The 19,904-nt window shown below is 59.8% G+C and carries 18 protein-coding genes; 14 read left to right on the top strand and 4 right to left on the bottom strand.

The window, feature by feature from the left end:
• Positions 1–66: 66 nt before the first annotated feature.
• Entirely contained in the window at positions 67–2,442 is a 2,376-nt protein-coding gene (locus tag TU84_RS04865; RefSeq protein WP_048367603.1) for a hybrid sensor histidine kinase/response regulator, read from the bottom strand.
• Positions 2,443–2,632: 190 nt separating this feature from the next.
• Between TU84_RS04865 and TU84_RS04870 the strand changes: the two genes are divergently transcribed.
• The 4 genes from TU84_RS04870 to TU84_RS04885 all read left to right on the top strand — a co-directional run bounded on the left by TU84_RS04870 (position 2,633) and on the right by TU84_RS04885 (position 6,217).
• Positions 2,633–3,430 carry a hydroxymethylpyrimidine/phosphomethylpyrimidine kinase gene (locus tag TU84_RS04870; protein ID WP_026014362.1) on the top strand — a complete coding sequence of 266 codons (798 nt, stop codon included), beginning with the start codon at positions 2,633–2,635 and terminating at the stop codon, positions 3,428–3,430.
• Positions 3,431–3,447: 17 nt separating this feature from the next.
• Complete coding sequence (gene thiE / locus TU84_RS04875; protein WP_048367607.1) at positions 3,448–4,074, top strand: thiamine phosphate synthase; 627 nt, start codon at positions 3,448–3,450, stop codon at positions 4,072–4,074.
• Positions 4,075–4,105: 31 nt separating this feature from the next.
• Entirely contained in the window at positions 4,106–5,389 is a 1,284-nt protein-coding gene (hemL, locus tag TU84_RS04880) for a glutamate-1-semialdehyde 2,1-aminomutase (protein WP_048367609.1), read from the top strand.
• 279 nt (positions 5,390–5,668) lie between these two features.
• Positions 5,669–6,217, top strand: a complete 549-nt coding sequence (locus TU84_RS04885) for a tetratricopeptide repeat protein (RefSeq protein WP_048367611.1) — start codon at positions 5,669–5,671, stop codon at positions 6,215–6,217.
• Between the two features lie 15 nt (positions 6,218–6,232).
• Here TU84_RS04885 and TU84_RS04890 read toward each other — a convergent pair whose 3' ends face one another.
• The gene (locus TU84_RS04890) at positions 6,233–6,559 is read right to left on the bottom strand and encodes a DUF1820 family protein (protein WP_048367613.1); all 327 of its coding nucleotides are present in this window, start codon (positions 6,557–6,559) and stop codon (positions 6,233–6,235) included.
• 132 nt (positions 6,560–6,691) lie between these two features.
• On the opposite strand from TU84_RS04890, the gene miaB reads away from it, so the two are divergent.
• The 5 genes from miaB to lnt all read left to right on the top strand — a co-directional run bounded on the left by miaB (position 6,692) and on the right by lnt (position 12,093).
• On the top strand, positions 6,692–8,020 hold the full coding sequence (miaB, locus tag TU84_RS04895; RefSeq protein WP_048367615.1) for a tRNA (N6-isopentenyl adenosine(37)-C2)-methylthiotransferase MiaB: 1,329 nt from the start codon (positions 6,692–6,694) through the stop codon (positions 8,018–8,020).
• 172 nt (positions 8,021–8,192) lie between these two features.
• Positions 8,193–9,215: a PhoH family protein gene (locus TU84_RS04900; protein ID WP_048367617.1), complete on the top strand. Its 1,023-nt coding sequence runs from the start codon at positions 8,193–8,195 to the stop codon at positions 9,213–9,215.
• Positions 9,208–9,669, top strand: coding sequence for an rRNA maturation RNase YbeY (gene ybeY / locus TU84_RS04905; RefSeq protein ID WP_048367619.1), 462 nt, complete (start codon positions 9,208–9,210; stop codon positions 9,667–9,669). The genes TU84_RS04900 and ybeY overlap by 8 nt, the downstream gene beginning before the upstream one ends.
• Positions 9,670–9,708: 39 nt before the next feature.
• Entirely contained in the window at positions 9,709–10,548 is an 840-nt protein-coding gene (locus TU84_RS04910) for an HlyC/CorC family transporter (RefSeq protein WP_048367621.1), read from the top strand.
• Positions 10,549–10,569: 21 nt separating this feature from the next.
• Complete coding sequence (gene lnt, locus TU84_RS04915; protein WP_048367623.1) at positions 10,570–12,093, top strand: apolipoprotein N-acyltransferase; 1,524 nt, start codon at positions 10,570–10,572, stop codon at positions 12,091–12,093.
• A gap of 94 nt (positions 12,094–12,187) precedes the next feature.
• Here lnt and TU84_RS04920 read toward each other — a convergent pair whose 3' ends face one another.
• Together TU84_RS04920 and TU84_RS04925 are read right to left on the bottom strand one after the other, a co-directional pair.
• Complete coding sequence (locus tag TU84_RS04920) at positions 12,188–12,949, bottom strand: YdcF family protein (protein WP_048367625.1); 762 nt, start codon at positions 12,947–12,949, stop codon at positions 12,188–12,190.
• Positions 12,950–13,095: 146 nt separating this feature from the next.
• Positions 13,096–13,383, bottom strand: a complete 288-nt coding sequence (locus tag TU84_RS04925) for a hypothetical protein (RefSeq protein WP_048367627.1) — start codon at positions 13,381–13,383, stop codon at positions 13,096–13,098.
• 233 nt (positions 13,384–13,616) lie between these two features.
• Here TU84_RS04925 and leuS point away from each other — a divergent pair, with 233 nt between their 5' ends.
• The 5 genes from leuS to TU84_RS04950 all read left to right on the top strand — a co-directional run bounded on the left by leuS (position 13,617) and on the right by TU84_RS04950 (position 19,609).
• A complete protein-coding gene (gene leuS, locus TU84_RS04930) occupies positions 13,617–16,223 on the top strand; it encodes a leucine--tRNA ligase (RefSeq protein ID WP_048367628.1) in 2,607 nt (868 codons plus the stop codon).
• A gap of 90 nt (positions 16,224–16,313) precedes the next feature.
• Positions 16,314–16,913, top strand: a complete 600-nt coding sequence (locus TU84_RS04935; protein ID WP_048367630.1) for an LPS-assembly lipoprotein LptE — start codon at positions 16,314–16,316, stop codon at positions 16,911–16,913.
• A gap of 47 nt (positions 16,914–16,960) precedes the next feature.
• The gene (gene holA / locus TU84_RS04940) at positions 16,961–17,998 is read left to right on the top strand and encodes a DNA polymerase III subunit delta (RefSeq protein WP_048367632.1); all 1,038 of its coding nucleotides are present in this window, start codon (positions 16,961–16,963) and stop codon (positions 17,996–17,998) included.
• Positions 17,999–18,095: 97 nt separating this feature from the next.
• Positions 18,096–18,245, top strand: a complete 150-nt coding sequence (gene arfA, locus TU84_RS04945; protein WP_003444166.1) for an alternative ribosome rescue factor ArfA — start codon at positions 18,096–18,098, stop codon at positions 18,243–18,245.
• A gap of 50 nt (positions 18,246–18,295) precedes the next feature.
• Positions 18,296–19,609: a lytic murein transglycosylase gene (locus tag TU84_RS04950; protein ID WP_048367633.1), complete on the top strand. Its 1,314-nt coding sequence runs from the start codon at positions 18,296–18,298 to the stop codon at positions 19,607–19,609.
• The last annotated feature ends 295 nt before the right edge of the window (positions 19,610–19,904 follow it).

Here is a 19,904-nt window from a genome sequence, read left to right on the forward strand (position 1 = left end):
GCTCCTCGGATCAATCCAATGACCCAGTGAAGCACGCACAGCCACCATCACAAGTGGCATATGCGCCTAAGACCCGGCGCTTTTGCCCTCACCGACCACCAACAGGCGCTGTGCAAGGGCTTGCTGCACGTCATCGATACCCAGCGGTTTGATCAAGGCATCGGTGATCGCATCGACCTGCCCACGCGCCGCTTGGGCCTCGGCGGCAGACTCAAACACCGCCAGCATCGGCAGTTGCAAACACACCGCCAGGGTCAGCAGTTGAGCGTCTTTTGACGTGGCGGTAATCCGCGCCAGCGGGCAACCGAGCAACACTGCATCGACGCGCTCGCGGCGCAGCAGGTCGATGGCTGCTTGCCCGCTGTCGGCGCAATGCACGCGATAGCCCAATGCGAGCAGCATGCCGTACAGGTCCGGAGCACCGACGTCGTGGTCTTCAACCAGCAACACGGCGCACTCCATCGGGCTTTTTTTCAGGCTCAGGACAGTGCTCTGGGTAGCCGGGGCCAAAGCCTCAAGCTCCAGCGAGACCTGGAACTGCGAGCCCTGACGCGGCTGCGAATGGTGAGTCAACTGGCCGCCCATCAGCTCTACCAAGCGCCGGCAGATAGCCAGACCAATCCCCAGGCCGCCGTAGTTGCGAGTCATGGAACCATCGACCTGGAAGAAGTGCTGGTACAGCTCGGCCCGTTCCTGATGAACAAAGCCGATGCCGCTGTCGATCACATTAAAAGCCAACGACCAGCGCGCCTCGTCGATAGCTTTGCCGGTCACGCGTAAAATTACCCCGCCTTCGCAGGTGAACTTGATGGCGTTATCCAGCAAGCATTCGAGGCACTGGCGAATTTTCGCTTCGTCCCCAACCCAGTGATCAGGCAAACCGTGGGCAATGTCATACGAAAAAGACAGCCCTTTGCTACGCGCCTGCGGGGCGAATTCAGCACTCAGGCCTTTGAGCAGTTCGCCAAGGCTAAAGGGCTGCAACTCGGCTGTGAGACGACCGGCCTGCAACTCGGTCAAGGACAGAATGCCATTGACCATGCCCATCATTTGCCGCGCCGAGCCTTCGGCGGTCTGGGTGTAAAACTCGAGTTCAGAGCCCATGTCCAGGGTTTTGATCAGCTCCAACGAACCGATTACCCCGTTCATGGGCGTGCGCAGTTCGTGGGTGACCGTGGACAGGAACTCGTCTTTGAGCTGGTTGGTGCGGGCCAGTTGCTGGTTCATCGCTGCCAGTTTTTGCCCGGTTTCTTGCAAGGTGCGCGCATGCAGGTCGCGCATGGCGTTGATCCGGTCGGCCAGCGCCAGCGACAGCAGGCAGCCTTCGACCGCCGAGCCGATCTGGCTGGCGTACATGGTCAGGAAGACGTTCGGCAAGTAGCCCAGGACCATCAGCGTGTTGACCAGACCACCGAGCAAAAAGGCTGACCAGGCAATTACAAAGTAACGCGCCACCCGCAAACCACGGGCCCAGGCCACCACGCCCGCAACAAAGATGACCACGATAAACGCCAGCGCCAGCGCCGTAGCCAGCCGCAGGGCCACGGCATAACTGGTGACCAGCGACAGCAGCATGACCAGCGCACCCAGGCCCATCAGCAGGATCAGCGCACGGTCCAACCAGCGGCTTTGCGAGCCGATCTGCAAAAAGGAGCGCGCAAACTGGCAGCCAAAGAGCGCAGCCGAGCCGATCAAAAACGGCACCGACGCGTTGGCCCACCACGGGTTGTTGGGCCAGAAGTACTGCACCGCTGCGCCGTTGACCGCGAGCTGGTACAGGCCAAACGAGGCCATATAGACGATGTAATACAGGTAGCTGGTGTCACGCACGCTGATGTAGATGAACAGGTTGTACACCAGCATCCCCAGCAGAACCCCGTAAATCAGGCCCAGCACATAAATGCGCTGGGGCTGTTCTTCGAGGTAGGCCTGCGCGGACCACAAGGTGAGCGGTGCTTGAATCGAGCCTTCGCTGGCCAGGCGCAGGTAGGCGGTCTGGCTTTGTCCAGGGCTGAAATTGAGTTCGAAGAGGTAGTTGTTTTCTTTGATCTGCCGACTATCGAAAGGCAATGCATCACCGGTGCGCTCAGCCAGGTAGTAGTTGCCTGCTGCATCGGCCAGGTACAGGTCGATGTTGTCCAGCGGCGGATACGCCAGCTCCATCAACCAGGTGCGGTGTGCCGTGGGGTCTTTGGGCAAGTATTGCAGATCAATTTTTAGCCAGAAGGCCGAGCGCGAGTACCCTGCATTCAGCGTGTCTTTGGTGTGGAGCTTGAACAGACCCGGGTTGGCGATCACATCGCTCAACGTCGCCTGGCCCCCCACATCTTCGAAGACCTGCATCACTCGGCCCAAGGGCAGGCTCTGGGTGGTTTCGTCGAACTCGACTGCGCCGGCCAGCATCGGTAGCCAGCCCAGCATCATAATCAGCAAATAGCGCATACAGCCCCAGCGTGGTCCGCCCGGTTACGTGCAGAATCTCCTGTTCCGTTTGAGACCGCGTCGACCGTCTTACCTGTTAGTAATGTGGGGCTCACTTTAGCATAGCCATCCCGATGGAGCCGCATGGCCATCATACAAATCAGCGGACCAAACAGCCGCAAAAAAGCGTTTGGTGGTAAGCTCGCGCACCATGAATATCTACAGCTCTCGCCCCGTTGTCCTCTGTCTCTCCGGCCATGACCCCAGTGGGGGTGCCGGCTTGCAGGCAGATATCGAAGCCCTGCTGGCTCAAGGTTGTCACGCGGCCCCCGTGGTCACCGCCTTGACTGTGCAGAACACCGTGAATGTCAGCGACTTCCGCGTGCTGGATCGAGAGTGGGTGCTGGCGCAAGCCAACGCCGTGCTCAGCGACTCCACGGTTGCGGCCGTCAAGCTGGGCATGCTCGGCTCACTGGAAATGGTCGACACCGTGGTCGAGCTGCTTCAAGCCCACCCGCATTTGCCGATGGTCTGCGACCCGGTACTGCGCGCGGGCGGCGGCGGTCGCCTGGGTAAAGACGAAGTGGGCTACGCCATGCGCGAGCGCTTGCTGCCCCTGGCCGTGATCGCCACGCCCAACCTGCCTGAAGCCCGCATTCTGGCCGAACTGCCTGAGGGCAGCGCCGATGAATGCGCCGAAAAACTCCTGCCTTTCTGCAAACACCTGCTCATCACCGGCGGACACGGCGATGAACACGAAGTCCATAACCGCCTGTACAGCCGCGACGGCAGCCGTCACACCTTCACCTGCTATCGTCTGCCGGGCAGCTATCACGGCTCGGGCTGCACCTTGGCCAGCACTCTGGCCGGGCGTTTGGCCATTGGCGAAAACCTGGTCAGCGCGGTCGAGACGGCGCTCAACTACACGTGGCGCACCCTGCGTGATGCCGAGCAACTGGGCCAGGGCCAATTTGTGCCCCGGCGCTTACCGCTGGACTTCTGTTCGTAACGAATGAGGCTCGACCCATGAAGCTGCGTGGTCTTTACGCAATCACCGATAGCCAACTGCTGGCCGGCAAATGCCTTAAGTATGTCGAGGCGGCGCTGGATGGCGGCCTGACACTGTTGCAGTACCGCGACAAAAGCACCGATGAGGCCCGCCGCTTGCGCGAGGCCGAGGCGCTGATGCACTTGTGCGATCGTTACAAGGCGCACTTGCTGATCAACGATGACGCCGAACTGGCCGCGCGCCTGGGCGTGGGTGTTCACCTGGGCCAGACCGACGGCCCGCTGACACCTGCGCGGGCATTGCTCGGCCCGAAGGCCATTATTGGCTCAACGTGCCACGACCAAATCGAACTGGCCGAGCAAGCGGTGAAGGAAGGCGCAACCTATGTGGCCTTTGGGCGCTTTTTCACCTCCAGCACCAAGCCCGGTGCAGCCCCGGCGGCACTCGACGTCATCAACCAGGCGCGCGCCAGGCTTGTTAACGTGCCGATCTGTGTGATTGGCGGCATTACCCTGGACAACGCCGCCCCGCTGGTCGAGCGCGGGGCTGATTTGCTGGCCGTGGTGCACGGCCTGTTTGGCGCCGACAGCACCCAGGAAGTGACCCGACGCGCCCGCGCGTTCAACGCCTTGCTGTCTATTTAAATACCGAATTCTGATTCAGAGAGAGCCCACCATGTCTCGTTCCGAAACGCTGTTTGCCAACGCCCAAAAACACATCCCCGGCGGCGTGAACTCGCCTGTTCGTGCCTTCAAGAGCGTGGGCGGCACGCCTTTGTTCTTCAAACACGCCGAAGGTGCCTACGTGACTGACGAAGACGACAAGCGTTATGTCGACTACGTGGGTTCGTGGGGCCCGATGATTTTGGGCCACAGTCACCCGGACGTGCTGGACGCGGTGCGTGCGCAACTGCAACACGGCTTGTCCTACGGCGCCCCGACCGCCATGGAAACCGAGATGGCCGACCTGGTGTGCTCGATTGTGCCGTCCATGGAAATGGTCCGCATGGTGAGTTCCGGCACAGAAGCCACCATGAGCGCCATCCGTCTGGCGCGCGGCTTTACCGGGCGTGACAACATCCTCAAGTTTGAAGGCTGCTACCACGGCCACTCCGACAGCCTGCTGGTAAAAGCCGGCTCCGGCGCGCTGACCCAAGGCGTTCCAAGCTCGGGCGGCGTCCCGGCCGACTTCGCCAAACACACCCTGACCACCACCTTCAACGACATCGACGCCGTTGAGCAGTTGCTGGCAGAAGTAGGCGACACCGTGGCATGCATCATTGTTGAGCCGGTGGCGGGCAACATGAACTGCGTGCCGCCCGCTCCGGGCTTCCTGCAAGGCCTGCGCAGCCTGTGCGACCAGCACGGCATCGTGCTGATTTTTGACGAAGTGATGACCGGTTTTCGTGTAGCCCTGGGCGGCGCCCAAGCCCACTACGGCGTCATACCCGACCTGAGCACCTTCGGCAAAATCATTGGCGGCGGCATGCCGGTAGGCTGCTTTGGCGGCAAGCGCGAGATCATGCAGCACATCGCCCCGCTGGGCCCGGTGTATCAGGCGGGCACGCTGTCCGGTAACCCGTTGGCGATGGCCGCTGGCCTGACCACCCTGCGCCTGATCAGCCGTCCGGGCTTCCATGACGAACTGACCGACTACACCACGCGCCTGCTTGCAGGCCTGCAAGAACGCGCAGACGCTGCCGGCATTCCTTTTGTGACCACCCAGGCGGGTGCCATGTTTGGCCTGTACTTCAGCGAAGCCGATGACATCGTGACCTTCGACGACGTCATGGCCAGCGATGCCGACCGCTTCAAGCGGTTCTTCCACCTGATGCTGGACGGCGGCGTGTACCTGGCGCCAAGTGCGTTTGAAGCCGGCTTCACTTCGATTGCCCACGGCGACGCCGAACTGAAACTGACTCTGGATGCTGCCGAGCGCGCTTTTGCTGCGTTGAAATAACCTGAACCCTGTGTAGGAGCGAGCTTGTCTCGCGATCTTTTAAAGATCAAAAGATCGCGAGGCAAGCTCGCTCCTACAGGGGTTTATGTTCTTTTTATGCGCGTGAGGGGCTAATCATTTATGCCACCTGTCCAAAATCGTCTTAAATCAATCGATATGGCGGTCACGCAGCAGAAAAACGAGTAAAGACTTTGTAAGGTGGCCTCCGCTTATTTCATAATGCGCGCCTACTCATCCCTTGGTCGGGTATGCCCGCCTTTCAGAGGTACGTCGATTCCCATGAACCGCACCGGCCGCGCCCTTGCACTGGGCTGCCTGTTGCTCCTTCAACCGTTGCTTGCTCAGGCAGGTGGCAACTCGCTGTTGATTCCAGCGATGGGTCGTTGCACCCTCAATACGCAGCCAGAAGACCTCAAAGAAGCTCTGGCAGCCTGCGTTGAGGCGGCAAAAACCGGGGATGCAGAAGCTCAATACGAGCTGGGTGAGTTCTATTACGACGGTAAAAACGCCCCGCAAGACCTCAATCAGGCCCTGAGCTACTTCGAACAAGCGTCGCTGCAAGGCCACGCCATGGCGCAGTTTCAGCTGGGCACCATGTTCTTCAAGGGTGAAGGCGTTCCGGCCAATAACATTCAGGCGTACATCGTGCTGAAAATGGCTGCGGTCAACGGCGCCGAAGACGCGCTCGACACCGCCGACCTGGTCGCCGAGCAAATGCCCCGCGAACAACTCGAGACTGCCACCCAGATCCTGGGACAGATCTTCCGCAAGTACCTGCTTGAGCTGCAATCGGCCGACGGTCGCTCGCCGTTTTCACCGCTGCCTTAAGGTAAAAGTGCCGAACTACTTGTCCGGCATCGGAAACGGAAACGGCATCACGTTGCTCATGCCATTGGCTTCGCTGATTTTCGGCGTCCCCAGACGTTCAACTTCATCAATTCGCACAATCGAGTGCATCGGCACAAAGCTGCGTACCACGCCTTCAAATTGAGCCTTGAGCTTTTCTTCGCTCGGATCAACGACGATTTGCGTGCGCTCCCCGAAGACAAATTCCTCAACTTCCAGAAAGCCCCACAGATCACTTTGATAGATCTGCTTGGCGTACATTTCGAACACCTGGCCCTGATTGAGGAAAATCACCTTGTAGATTGGAGCTTCACGTTTGGTCATGGTGGGCGGGTAGACATCTGAGGATATAAAAGAGGGCGCGAACTATAGCATAGCCATCGGACGCGCAACGCTAGGAACCCGCGACCATGCCCCCTATAATGCGCGGTTCTTTGAACCACTTGATGAACACCCATGGCCAAGAAGCTTTACATCGAAACCCACGGTTGCCAGATGAATGAGTACGACAGCTCACGCATGGTCGATCTGCTGGGTGAACATCAGGCCCTGGAAGTCACAGCGCGCGCCGAAGACGCTGATGTCATCCTGCTGAATACCTGTTCGATCCGTGAACGCGCCCAAGACCGCGTGTACTCGCAACTGGGCCGCTGGCGCGAGCTGAAACTGGCCAACCCCGAGATGGTCATTGCCGTCGGCGGCTGCGTTGCCAGCCAGGAAGGCGCCGCCATCCGCGACCGCGCCCCTTACGTGGACGTAGTCTTCGGTCCGCAAACCCTGCACCGCCTGCCCGAGATGATTGACGCTGCGCGCATCACCAAGTTGCCGCAGGTTGACGTGTCGTTCCCCGAGATCGAGAAATTCGACCACCTGCCTGAACCCCGCATCGACGGCCCAAGTGCCTATGTGTCGGTCATGGAAGGTTGCAGCAAGTACTGCACGTTCTGCGTGGTGCCTTACACCCGCGGCGAAGAAGTCAGCCGCCCGTTCGACGACGTGCTCAGCGAAGTGATCCACCTGGCTGAAAACGGCGTGCGTGAAGTGACCTTGCTGGGCCAGAACGTCAACGGCTATCGCGGCCTGACCGAGGACGGTCGCCTGGCGGACCTCGCCGAACTGATTCGCGTGGTGGCAGCCATCGACGGGATCGAGCGCATTCGCTACACCACCTCGCACCCGCTGGAGTTCTCGGACAGCCTGATCCAGGCCCACGCCGACGTGCCGGAGCTGGTAAAACACCTGCACTTGCCGGTGCAATCGGGCTCGGACCGCATTCTCTCGGCGATGAAGCGCAACCATACGGCGCTGGAGTACAAGTCCAAGCTGCGCAAACTGCGCGCGGCGGTGCCGGGCATTTGCATCAGCTCTGACTTTATCGTCGGCTTCCCCGGTGAAACCGAGAAGGATTTCGAGCAAACCATGAAGCTGATCGAGGACGTCGGTTTCGACTTCTCGTATTCCTTTGTGTACAGCCAGCGCCCGGGCACGCCTGCGGCCGACCTGGTTGACGACACGCCAGAAGAGCGCAAAAAAGAGCGCCTCAACGCGCTGCAACACCGCCTGAACCAACAAGGTTTTGAGATCAGCCGGCAAATGGTCGGCTCCACTCAGCGGATTCTGGTGACCGATTACTCGAAAAAAGACCCTGGTGAACTGCAAGGGCGCACCGAAAACAACCGCATTGTTAACTTCCGCTGCGACAACCCGCAGTTGATCGGACAATTCGCCGACGTGCACATCGATGCCGCCCAGCCGCACTCCCTGCGGGGTTCGCTGCTGAACTAACGCAGGCTTCTGTAGGAGCGAGCTCGTCTCGCGATCTTTTGATCGTCTAAAAGATCGCGAGACGAGCTCGCCCCTGCAGAAGGTTAATCATTTATCACGGCCCTTTCGCGCGTGACCTGCTAGCGTTATCCTTCATCTCACCTCAATTGCCTTAGGGCGGCTAAAAACGACCTTGAACGCACCCATCGAACCACATCGTTTTCTCCTCGAGCCTTTTGAGGCTCGCCGCTTCGCCAATCTGTGCGGACAATTCGACGAGCATTTGCGCTTGGTCGAACAACGTCTGGGCATCGAAATCCGCAATCGCGGTAACCAGTTCGAAATGATCGGCGACCCCAAACTGACTGTTTCTGCAGAACACCTGCTGCGCCGTCTGTACCGCGAAACCAAAGCCACTGAGCTTTCGCCGGACCTGGTGCACCTGTTCCTGCAAGAGTCTGCTGCCACCGATGACCTGGCCAATACGCCTGTGGCCGAGGCCAGCGTGTCGCTGCGCACCAAAAAGGGCATGATCCGCCCGCGCGGCACCAACCAGCAGCGCTACGTCAAAGAAATCCTCGGCAACGACATCAACTTCGGCATTGGCCCAGCTGGTACGGGTAAGACCTACCTGGCCGTGGCCTGCGCAGTTGACGCCCTGGAGCGCGAGCAAATCCGCCGCATCCTGCTGGTGCGCCCGGCGGTTGAAGCGGGCGAAAAACTCGGCTTCCTGCCGGGCGACCTGTCGCAAAAGATCGACCCGTACCTGCGCCCGCTGTATGACGCGCTGTACGAGATGCTCGGCTTTGAATACGTGGCCAAGCTGATCGAGCGGCAAATCATTGAAGTGGCACCGCTGGCCTACATGCGCGGTCGCACGCTGAATAACAGCTTCATCATTCTCGACGAAAGTCAGAACACCACCGTTGAGCAAATGAAGATGTTCCTGACCCGTATCGGCTTCGGCTCCACGGCCGTAATCACCGGTGACATCACCCAGATCGACCTGCCAAAAGGCACCAAGTCGGGGCTGACCCACGTGATTGACGTGCTCAAGGACGTGCCGGGTATCAGCTTTACGCACTTTTTGTCCAAAGACGTTGTGCGCCACCCGCTGGTACAACGCATCGTTGAGGCCTACGGGCGCTACGAACAGGAAGCCGCTGACAAGCTGGCCGCCCTGCCCGCCGCCAAGGATTACCGCAACGATGCTTGAGCTTGACCTGCAACTGGCCACCGAAGCCGCTGCGCCTAGCGAAGCCCAGTTCCGCCAATGGTGCGAACTGGCGCTGCGCCAGCGCACCGCCGACTCGGAAATGACCATTCGTCTGGTGGACGAAGCCGAAGGCCGTGAGCTTAATCACACTTGGCGACATAAAGACTACGCGACCAACGTGCTGTCTTTTCCGGCAGAAGTGCCGGACGAATTCCTTGATATCCCGCTTCTGGGTGACCTGGTCATCTGTGTGGCCGTGGTCGAGCGTGAAGCCGCCGAACAAGGCAAGGCACTTGACGCTCACTGGGCTCACTTGGTGATTCACGGCTGCTTGCATCTTCTGGGTTACGACCATATAGAAGACGAAGAAGCCGAAGAGATGGAAGCGCTGGAACGAACGTTGCTTGCAGAACTGGGTCATCCAGATCCGTATGCAGACGACGAAACTGATTAACAACCCACTGAAACGACCAAGGGATACGAGTAAATCGCTATGAGCGAAGACCGATCGAGCAACGGGCAAAAGTCATGGTTGGGTAAGCTGACCCAGGCCTTTGCCCATGAGCCGAAAAACCGCCAGGAGCTGCTGGAGCTGCTGCGCGAAGCACATCAGAACAAACTGTTGGACAGCGAAGCGCTGGCCATCGTCGAAGGCGCCATCCAGGTGGCTGACCTGCAAGTACGGGACATCATGGTTCCGCGTTCGCAGATGATCAGCATCAAGGCGACCCAGACACCCCGCGAATTCCTCCCGGCGATCATCGACGCAGCGCACTCGCGTTATCCCGTGATCGGCGAAAGCCACGATGACGTCCTCGGCGTCCTGCTGGCCAAAGACCTGCTGCCGCTGATCCTTCAAGAGAACGGCGACAAATTCAACATCAAGGATCTGCTCCGTCCAGCGACCTTTGTCCCTGAATCCAAGCGCCTGAACGTGTTGTTGCGTGAGTTCCGTGCCAACCATAACCACATGGCCATCGTCATTGACGAATACGGCGGCGTGGCCGGTCTGGTGACGATTGAAGACGTTCTGGAACAGATCGTCGGCGACATCGAAGACGAACACGATGTCGAAGAAGACAGCTACATCAAGCCGCTGCCCAGCGGTGACTTCCTGATCAAGGCCCTGACGCCTATCGAGAACTTCAACGAGTTCTTTGACAGCGACTTCTCCGACGATGAGTTCGACACCGTTGGCGGCTTGGTCATGAGTGCGTTCGGGCACTTGCCAAAACGCAACGAAATCACTGAAATCGGCCCTTACCGCTTCCGCATCCTCAATGCCGACAGCCGCCGGATTCACCTGATTCGCTTAACGCCCATTGCCCGCTAAACCCTGACGCTAAGGATTGAAATGCGCTGGATAACCGCCCCCGGCTGGCCCGGTAACTTGCTGGCTGTGGTGGCCGGCGCACTGACAACCCTGGCGTTGGCACCTTTCGATATCTGGCCGCTGGCACTGGTTGCCCTGGCCATGTTCTATCTGGGCTTGCGCGACCTGTCGCCCAAGCAGGCACTGGGCCGTGGCTGGTGCTTCGGCTTTGGCCTGTTTGGCGCGGGCACCAGCTGGATCTACTACAGCATTCACCACTTCGGCGGGGCTTCGGTGCTACTGGCCGGCTTCCTGATGCTGCTGTTTACCGCCGCCATTGCCTGGTTCTTTGCCCTGCCCGCCTGGCTGTGGGCGCGCTGGATCCGCCGCAATGAAGCGCCGCTGGCCGACACCCTGGCCTTTGCTGCGCTGTGGACGGCCCAAGAGGCTTTCCGTGGCTGGTTCCTCACAGGATTCCCTTGGCTGTACTCGGGTTACAGCCAGCTCGACGGCCCCCTGGCCGGGCTCGCGCCGCTGGGCGGCATGTGGCTGATTTCGTTCACCCTGGCGCTGACCGCAGCGTTGCTGTGCAACCTGCCCCGCCTGATCAAAGCCAGGCGCAAAGCCTTTATCGGCGCTGCCGTGGTGTTGCTGGTCGGTCCTTGGTGCATCGGCATTGCGCTCAAGCATCACGCCTGGACCAGCCCGTCGGGTGACCCGCTGAGCGTGGCGGCGATGCAGGGCAACGTTGCACAAAGCATGAAATGGGACCCGGCTGAGCTTAATGCGCAGTTGGCGCTGTACCGCGACATGACCTTCAGCTCCAAGCGTGTCGACTTGATTGTGTGGCCTGAAACGGCCATTCCGGTGCTCAAAGAGAACGCCGAAGGCTATTTGACGATGATGAGCCGGTTCGCCGCCGAGCGAAATTCCGCGTTGATTACCGGCGTGCCGATCCGCGAAGAAGTGCGCCACGAATCGCGCTTCTTCAACGGCATCACGGCCGTGGGTGAAGGCGATGGCGTGTACCTGAAACAAAAACTCGTACCGTTTGGCGAGTACGTCCCGTTGCAGGACGTACTGCGCGGCCTGATCGCGTTTTTTGACCTGCCGATGTCAGACTTTGCCCGCGGGCCTGCCGACCAACCCATGCTGCAAGCCAAGGGTTACCAGATCGCCCCGCTGATTTGCTACGAAGTGGTGTACCCGGACTTTGTCGCCGGGCTGGCCGCGCAGAGCGATATTTTGCTGACCATCAGCAACGACACCTGGTTCGGCACCTCGATCGGCCCCCTGCAACATTTGCAGATGGCCCAGATGCGCGCCCTTGAAGCGGGCCGCTGGATGATCCGGGCGACCAACAACGGTGTCACCGCGCTGATCAACCCGTTTGGGCAGATCACCACGCAGATCCCGCAGTTCGAGCAAGGGATCCTGTACGGCGACGTGGTGCCCATGCACAACCTGACGCCTTACCTGCAATGGCGCTCGTGGCCGCTGGCAATCCTGTGTGCGCTGTTGATCGGCTGGGCGCTGATCACCAGCCGCATCGCCAAAACGGTGTAAACCCGAAAAGCCAACCCCCTGTAGGAGCGAGCTTGCCTCGCGATCTTTTAAAGATCAAAAGATCGCGAGGCAAGCTCGCTCCCACAAGGCGCACTTAGCGGTAAAACAACGGGTAGGCGATCTGCCCGACGGCTTCGTTGAGCAACAGCCCGGACTGCCAGACAGACTTGTACTCCGGCATCCAGCCGCCCAGCGGCCTGGCGTTGTCGACGCTTAAAAAGCCGACCGGCGCCGGCACGACCTCAAACCCCGCCTTTTCAAAGCTCCACACCGAACGCGGCATGTGCCACGCCTGGGTGACCACCACCACGCGCTTGATGCCCTGCGGCAACAGAATCTCTGCACTCATTTGCGCGTTTTCCCACGTAGTGCGACTGCGTTCTTCTTTCCAGCGAACCTCTACCCCCGAATCTTCGCGCAACGAGTCGGCCATTATCTGCGCCTCGCTCGGCGGGGTGCCGTAGTGCAAGCCGCCCGTGACCAGCACCGGCAACCCCGAAGCCTTGGCCAGTTGCGCCGCATAGCGCTGGCGTTCCAGGCCGATCCCGGTGGGCTGATCACTGCCCCACGCCGGGTCACCGCGCTCTCGCCCGGAGCCCAGCAGCACAATGGCATCGGCCCGTTCAGATAAGCTCGACCACTCATTGGGGGCTAACGCAGGTTCGCGCTCAATGGCGCGGGCGCTCCATTCCACCATCACCGGCAAGCTCATCAACCATAAGCCGCCAAGGCCCACGGCAAACAGCGCACCGGCCAGACGCGGACGCGAATGGCGCAGCCACCAGGCCGCCAGCAGGAACAAAAGAAGGATGCCCGGAGGCAATAGAAGTTGTTTAACAAAGTAGCGAAAAGGCATCGAGCATCTCCATAGATGCCCGAAGCCTAAGGGGGTTGAAGGGAGGCATCAACAGGGCTGGCCAAAACTCAATCACAACCCGTGTTACCTCAACCCTGAGGAAATGCCGCTCTTCACGTGGGCCCGACCTGAATCGTCGCGCCGGCCTACTTACCCTTAACCCTGTCTTTGAGCCAGATGACCTTGGCTGTCTGAGGGGCTTTTTGCTCAGTACTGCTGCCTTGCAGGCGTTCATCAGCCTCACGCCCGATCCGGTTTAAATAAACGTTGATCAACTCCAACTCGGCACGACTCAAACCACGCAATTCCAATTCGGCAGGACGTTCGTTTCTCAGTCGCACTGCCGTCTTTGCTGAATCAAGAGCCACACTCAAACGATCAATCAGCCGCTCGAACACCTCCGAATTTATAGCCTTGTATTGCGACTCAACCATCCGTCCACCTCATTAAGGAAGTTTCTTCCCCCCACCAACAGCGTAGCTGCGCTGCTAAAACCAGCGCGCCGTAGCGACCAACGGAACGATGAGGCAATCAGGGTTTCCCTCGATAGAGTGGGGTCATGTATGCTACGGGACTTCCTGTAACCCCTGCTCCAACCTGACCGGGCAACAAAAATGTCCGCGTGAGTTGAAGAGGATTAGGCCACCCTTCATTAGTACAAGTAGCCATGCACGAACAATATCAACCCCTTGAAATAGAAGCCGCCGCCCAATCATTCTGGGACAACCAAAAGTCCTTCGAAGTCAGCGAAGATCTAGGCAAGGAAACCTACTACTGCCTATCGATGTTCCCGTACCCAAGCGGCAAGCTACACATGGGGCACGTGCGCAACTACACCATCGGTGACGTGATCTCGCGCTACCAGCGCATGCTCGGTAAAAACGTTCTGCAACCCATGGGTTGGGACGCTTTCGGCATGCCGGCTGAAAACGCGGCGATGAAAAATAAAGTCGCCCCGGCCAAGTGGACCTACGACAACATCGCTTACATGAAAACCCAGCTGTGCAGCCTGGGTCTGGCGGTGGACTGGTCCCGCGAGATCACCACCTGCAAGCCTGATTACTACCGCTGGGAACAGTGGCTGTTCACCCGCCTGTTCGAAAAAGGCGTGATCTACCGTAAAAACGGCACCGTGAACTGGGACCCGGTCGACCAGACCGTTCTGGCCAACGAACAAGTGATCGACGGCCGCGGCTGGCGTTCGGGCGCGTTGATCGAAAAACGCGAAATCCCGATGTACTACTTCAAGATCACCGCTTACGCGGATGAGCTGCTTGAAAGCCTCGACGACATGCCCGGCTGGCCGGAGCAAGTCAAAACCATGCAACGCAACTGGATTGGCAAATCCCGTGGCATGGAAGTGCAGTTCCCCTACGACCAGGCTTCCATCGGCGAAGCGGGCGCACTCAAAGTCTTCACCACCCGTCCAGACACCCTGATGGGCGCCACTTACGTGGCCGTGGCCGCAGAACACCCGCTGGCCACCCTGGCAGCGCAAAACAACCCTGAACTGCAAGCGTTTATCGCTGAATGCAAAGGCGGCAGCGTTGCCGAAGCCGACGTGGCGACCCAAGAGAAAAAGGGCCTGCCGACCTCGCTGTTCGTGGAACACCCACTGACCGGTGAAAAGCTCCCGGTTTGGGTCGCCAACTACGTACTGATGCATTACGGCGATGGCGCTGTAATGGCAGTGCCGGCGCACGACGAGCGTGATTTCGAATTCGCCACCAAGTACAACCTGCCGATCAAGGCCGTTGTCCGCACCAGCGCAGGCGATGAGTCGCCAGCACCGTGGCAGGCCGCTTACGGCGAACACGGCCCGCTGATCAACTCCGGCGAATTCGACGGGCTGGACTTCCAGGCTGCATTCGATGCCATCGAAGCCGCCCTGACCGCCAAGCACCTGGGCCAGTCGCGCACCCAGTTCCGTCTGCGTGACTGGGGCATCAGCCGCCAGCGCTACTGGGGCTGCCCGATCCCGATCGTACACTGCGACACCTGCGGTGATGTGCCGGTCCCGGAAGACCAACTGCCGGTCGTATTGCCAGAAGACGTCGTACCCGATGGCGCCGGTTCGCCATTGGCGCGCATGCCTGAGTTCTACGAGTGCAGCTGCCCTAAATGTGGCGCACCGGCCAAACGCGAAACCGACACGATGGACACCTTCGTCGAGTCGTCGTGGTACTACGCACGCTATGCTTCGCCGCACTTCGACGGTGGCTTGGTAGAGCGCAAGGCGGCCGACCACTGGTTGCCGGTCGATCAGTACATCGGCGGTATCGAACACGCGATCTTGCACCTGCTGTACGCGCGCTTCTTCCACAAACTGATGCGCGACGAAGGTCTGGTCAGCTCCAACGAGCCGTTCAAGAACCTGCTGACCCAGGGCATGGTTATCGCTGACACCTATTTCCGTACCCTGGACAACGGTGGCAAGGACTACTTCAACCCGGACGACGTAGAAGTCGAGCGCGACGCCAAGGCCAAGATCATCGGCGCCACGCTGAAGTCTGACGGCCTGCCGGTTGAAATCGGCGGTTCGCAAAAAATGTCCAAGTCGTTGAACAACGGCGTCGACCCTCAGTCCATGATCGAGCAATACGGCGCAGACACCTGCCGTCTGTTCATGATGTTCGCCTCGCCACCTGACGCCAGCCTGGAATGGTCGGATGCAGGTGTTGAGGGTGCGCACCGCTTCCTCAAGCGCGTATGGCGCCTGGCCCACGCTCACGTAGGCCAGGGCCTGCCGGGCGCGCTGGATGTTGCCGGCCTGAATGACGAGCAAAAGGTCATTCGCCGTGCCATTCACCAGGCTATCAAGCAAGCCAGCCAGGACGTCGGCCAGCATCACAAATTCAACACCGCCGTTGCCCAGGTAATGACCGTGATGAACGTGCTCGAAAAAGCACCGCAAGCCACCGAACAGGACCGCGCCCTGCTACAGGAAGGTCTTGAGACGGTTGCCTTGATTCTCGCGCCGATCACGCCGCACATCAGTCACGTACTGTGGGGCCAGTTGGGTCACGCCACGGCAATCATTGACGCCGCCTGGCCAACCCTGGATGAAAGCGCACTGGTGCAAGACACCCTGCAGCTGGTTATTCAGGTGAACGGCAAACTGCGCGGTCACATCGAAATGCCTGCGGCTGCCAGCCGTGAAGAGGTTGAGGCGGCTGCCCGCACCAACGAAAACGTGCTGCGCTTTACCGAAGGCCTGACGATCCGCAAAGTGATCGTGGTACCGGGTAAATTGGTCAACATCGTCGCCAGCTAATTGGAACAGGCGCCCGGCCTTTGAGCCGGGCGCCCATTAAAACCTTTCGGGTCGCAATGCCGACCTACCTGGTTTCAAGGGGAGCTACACATGATCAAACGCAACTTGCTGGTGATGGGTCTCGCTGTTCTGTTGAGTGCCTGCGGCTTCCAGCTGCGCGGTACCGGCACCAACCAACTGACCATTACCGAGCTGGGCCTCAGCGCCCGTGATGCTTACGGCCAAACCGTTCGCGACCTGCGCCTGGCGCTGGAAGGCAGCGGCGTTAAAATCACCGACGCGGCACCGTACAAGCTCGTATTGAACAATGAGCAAGAAAACCAGCGCGCTGCCAGCTACACCGGCACCGGCTCGACCGCTGAGTACGAACTGACCAAGGTCTTGAACTACCAGATCAAAGGCGACAACAACCTGGTGTTGCTCGAGAACAAAGTTGAAGCCCGCAAGTTCTTCATGCAAGACAGTGGCAACATCGCGGGTAGCACTCAGGAAGCTTCGATGGTCCGCAAGGAACTCGACCGCGATCTGGTTCAGCAAGTCCTGCTGCGCCTTGAACAACTGACGCCAGCACGTCTGGCCGAACTGCAAACACTGGCCGACGAAAAGGCCCGTGCAGAAGCGGCAGCCCTGGAAGCCCAGCAAAAAGCTGAAGCCGAAACCCCTCAGCAGTCGCCACTCGAACTGCCATAAGTAAGGGATACGGGGCGCTCAAGCGCCCCGTCATCTATCTAGCCCCTATGAAACTCGCCCCCGCTCAACTCACCAAACACCTGCAAGGCAGCCTGTCGCCGGTCTACATCATCAGCGGCGATGACCCGCTGTTGTGCCAGGAAGCTGCCGACGCCATCCGCACGGCTGCCCGCCAGCAGGGCTTTGATGAGCGCCAGGTGTTTAGCGCCGACGCCAGCTTTGACTGGGGCACGCTGCTGCAAGCGGGCGCCAGCATGTCGCTGTTTGCCGAACGGCGCCTGCTGGAATTGCGCCTGCCCTCCGGCAAACCCGGCGACAAAGGCGCTGCGGCCCTGATCGAATATTGCTCGCGCCCGGCCGAAGACACCTTGCTGCTGATCAGCCTGCCCAAGCTCGACGGCAGTGCGCAAAAGACCAAGTGGGGCAAAGCCCTGATTGAAGGCCCGCAGACCCAGTTCTTGCAGATCTGGCCGGTGGACGCCAACCAGTTGCCGCAATGGATTCGTCAGCGCCTGTCACAAGCCGGGCTGGCCGCCAGCCAGGACGCTGTCGAACTCATCGCCGCTCGGGTTGAAGGCAACCTGCTGGCGGCAGCCCAGGAAGTCGAAAAGCTCAAGCTGATGGCCGAAGATGGCCAGATCACCGTCGAAACCGTGCAGGCAGCGGTGGCTGACAGCGCCCGCTTTGATGTGTTCGGCTTGGTCGATGCGGTGCTCAACGGCGAAGCGGCGCATGCCCTGCGCATGCTCGAAGGCCTGCGCGGCGAAGGCGTCGAGCCACCCGTCATTTTGTGGGCGTTGGCCCGTGAGCTACGGGTACTGGCCAACATCGCACTGCAATACAGCCAGGGCATCCCGCTGGACAAAGCCTTCAGCCAGGCCCGCCCACCGGTCTGGGACAAGCGCAAACCACTCATGAGCAAAGCGTTGCAACGCTATTCGGCACAACGCTGGGCCCAGTTGTTGATGGATGCGCAACGCATTGATGCCCAGATCAAAGGCCAGGCCGCCGGGTCAGCCTGGAGCAGCCTGAGCCGATTAACGCTGCTGATGTGTGGGCAACGTCTGAATTTGCCAGCGGAGTAATCCTCAACGCGGGGGCGCACTGGACAACTCAAAAAAACTGGCCGATGATTTGCGCTCGTTCACATTGAGCCTTTTCTAACCCAGCGAGAGTAAAGCCATGAGCAAGCGCCCCAACAAGGCCAAGTCCATTGTTGCCCAACCCCTGTTCCGCAGCCGCCAGGAACGCCCCGCCAAAGGCAAAGGCAGCTACCGCCGCGAAGCCTTCCAGTCGAGAGACCGGGAGGCTTTTTACTTTCTGGCTGCCTGACAGCGGGGATGATAAGGTCTGCATCTGATTTGCATTTCGTGGACCTGCGCATGTCTTTAAGTTCTTCACACCGTTGGCCGATGCGCCAACTGATTGCTTTTTCCAGCGTCATCTTGTTAGTCGCCTGCGCAGAAAAACCCACCGCAGCCGATGCCCAGCCTTTGCCTGTCCCTCCTGCCGCGCCGGTGGTCACCACCAACGCCGCCAGCACTGACATGCCCGACATTCAGCCCGCTCAAAGCTTTGAGCAATGGTTGGCCAACTTCCGCGTGCAAGCCCTGAACGCCGGGATCTCGCCGACTATTTTCGATAACGCGTTCAACGGCGTTACGCCCGACATGAGCGTGATCAAGGCCGACCGCAGCCAACCTGAATTCAGCCGCCCGGTCTGGGAATACCTTGACGGTGCCCTGTCGCCTTTGCGCGTGCGCAATGGCCAACGCCTGCTGGAGCAAAACGCCGAACTGCTGGGCCGCATCGAGCAACGCTACGGTGTTGATCGCCGGGCGCTGGTGTCGGTGTGGGGCATGGAAAGCAACTTTGGCACCTTCCAGGGCAACAAGTCGGTGATTCGCTCACTGGCCACCCTCGCCTACGAAGGCCGTCGCCCGGAGTTCGCCCAAAGCCAACTGATTGCCGCGCTCAAGATCATTCAGGAAGGCGATGTCACGCCGGACAAGATGCTCGGCTCCTGGGCGGGCGCCATGGGCCAGACCCAGTTCATCCCGACCACCTATGAAACCCACGCTGTGGATTTCGACGGCGATGGCCGTCGCGACATCTGGAACAGCTCAGCCGACGCCCTGGCCTCGACCGCCCACTACCTGCAAAGCTCTGGCTGGAAGCAAGGCCAGCCGTGGGGCTTTGAGGTTCAGTTGCCTGCCGGGTTCGATTACGCGCTGGCCGATGGTGCGGTGCGCAAGAGCGTCAGTGAATGGCGCAAGCTCGGCGTAACCCTGCCGGCTGGCACCCAGGCACCTGCCGGGGCCGAAGAACTCAGCGCCACATTGTTGTTGCCGGCTGGCTACCGTGGCCCGGCGTTTTTGGTGCTGGATAACTTCCGCGCCATTTTGCGTTACAACAATTCGTCATCGTATGCCTTGGCGGTGGGCTTGCTGTCGCAACGCTTCAATGGCGGCGGGGTGATAGTGGGCGACTGGCCAAAAGACGACCTGCCCCTGAGCCGCACCGAGCGCATGGAGTTGCAGACCCTGCTGAGCCAGCGCAACTTCGATGCGGGCAACCCTGACGGCATTATTGGCGCCAATACCCGTAAAGCGATTCGCAGTGCGCAACAAGCTTTTGGCTGGCCCGCCGATGGCTACCCGACGCATAAACTGCTCGAGCGTTTGCGCAGCCAATAACCCATTACCTGTGGAGCTGCCGCCCCGTCTACGACGCCGCGCTGTCGCGCAGCAAACAGGACAGCGAGTATCTTCAACATCCCCCAATCGGTTCCCTCTCCTTCGGGAGAGGGCTCTTAGATCAAGATCAAAAGATCGCGAGGCAAGCTCGCTCCTACAGGGCCTTTAGAATCAATAAGTTATTTTGTGTTTGATAGGAGCTGCCGGAGGCTGCGATCTGTTGATCTTTAACGTCAAAAGATCGAAGCATGCGGGGTTAACAACAAAAAACCTGTAGGAGCGAGCTTGCCTCGCG

It is taken from the genome of Pseudomonas helleri, from assembly GCF_001043025.1.
GTDB classification, from domain to species: Bacteria; Pseudomonadota; Gammaproteobacteria; order Pseudomonadales; family Pseudomonadaceae; genus Aquipseudomonas; species Aquipseudomonas helleri.

Excerpts from the sequence above, each read along its gene's own strand:
- TU84_RS04865 (WP_048367603.1), bottom strand. The coding sequence starts at position 2,442 with ATGCGCTATTTGCTGATTATGATGCTGGGCTGGCTACCGATGCTGGCC.
- TU84_RS04870 (WP_026014362.1), top strand. The coding sequence starts at position 2,633 with ATGAATATCTACAGCTCTCGCCCCGTTGTCCTCTGTCTCTCCGGCCAT.
- thiE (WP_048367607.1), top strand. The coding sequence starts at position 3,448 with ATGAAGCTGCGTGGTCTTTACGCAATCACCGATAGCCAACTGCTGGCC.
- hemL (WP_048367609.1), top strand. The coding sequence starts at position 4,106 with ATGTCTCGTTCCGAAACGCTGTTTGCCAACGCCCAAAAACACATCCCC.
- TU84_RS04885 (WP_048367611.1), top strand. The coding sequence starts at position 5,669 with ATGAACCGCACCGGCCGCGCCCTTGCACTGGGCTGCCTGTTGCTCCTT.
- TU84_RS04890 (WP_048367613.1), bottom strand. The coding sequence starts at position 6,559 with ATGACCAAACGTGAAGCTCCAATCTACAAGGTGATTTTCCTCAATCAG.
- miaB (WP_048367615.1), top strand. The coding sequence starts at position 6,692 with ATGGCCAAGAAGCTTTACATCGAAACCCACGGTTGCCAGATGAATGAG.
- ybeY (WP_048367619.1), top strand. The coding sequence starts at position 9,208 with ATGCTTGAGCTTGACCTGCAACTGGCCACCGAAGCCGCTGCGCCTAGC.
- TU84_RS04910 (WP_048367621.1), top strand. The coding sequence starts at position 9,709 with ATGAGCGAAGACCGATCGAGCAACGGGCAAAAGTCATGGTTGGGTAAG.
- lnt (WP_048367623.1), top strand. The coding sequence starts at position 10,570 with ATGCGCTGGATAACCGCCCCCGGCTGGCCCGGTAACTTGCTGGCTGTG.
- TU84_RS04920 (WP_048367625.1), bottom strand. The coding sequence starts at position 12,949 with ATGCCTTTTCGCTACTTTGTTAAACAACTTCTATTGCCTCCGGGCATC.
- TU84_RS04925 (WP_048367627.1), bottom strand. The coding sequence starts at position 13,383 with ATGGTTGAGTCGCAATACAAGGCTATAAATTCGGAGGTGTTCGAGCGG.
- leuS (WP_048367628.1), top strand. The coding sequence starts at position 13,617 with ATGCACGAACAATATCAACCCCTTGAAATAGAAGCCGCCGCCCAATCA.
- TU84_RS04935 (WP_048367630.1), top strand. The coding sequence starts at position 16,314 with ATGATCAAACGCAACTTGCTGGTGATGGGTCTCGCTGTTCTGTTGAGT.
- holA (WP_048367632.1), top strand. The coding sequence starts at position 16,961 with ATGAAACTCGCCCCCGCTCAACTCACCAAACACCTGCAAGGCAGCCTG.
- arfA (WP_003444166.1), top strand. The coding sequence starts at position 18,096 with ATGAGCAAGCGCCCCAACAAGGCCAAGTCCATTGTTGCCCAACCCCTG.
- TU84_RS04950 (WP_048367633.1), top strand. The coding sequence starts at position 18,296 with ATGTCTTTAAGTTCTTCACACCGTTGGCCGATGCGCCAACTGATTGCT.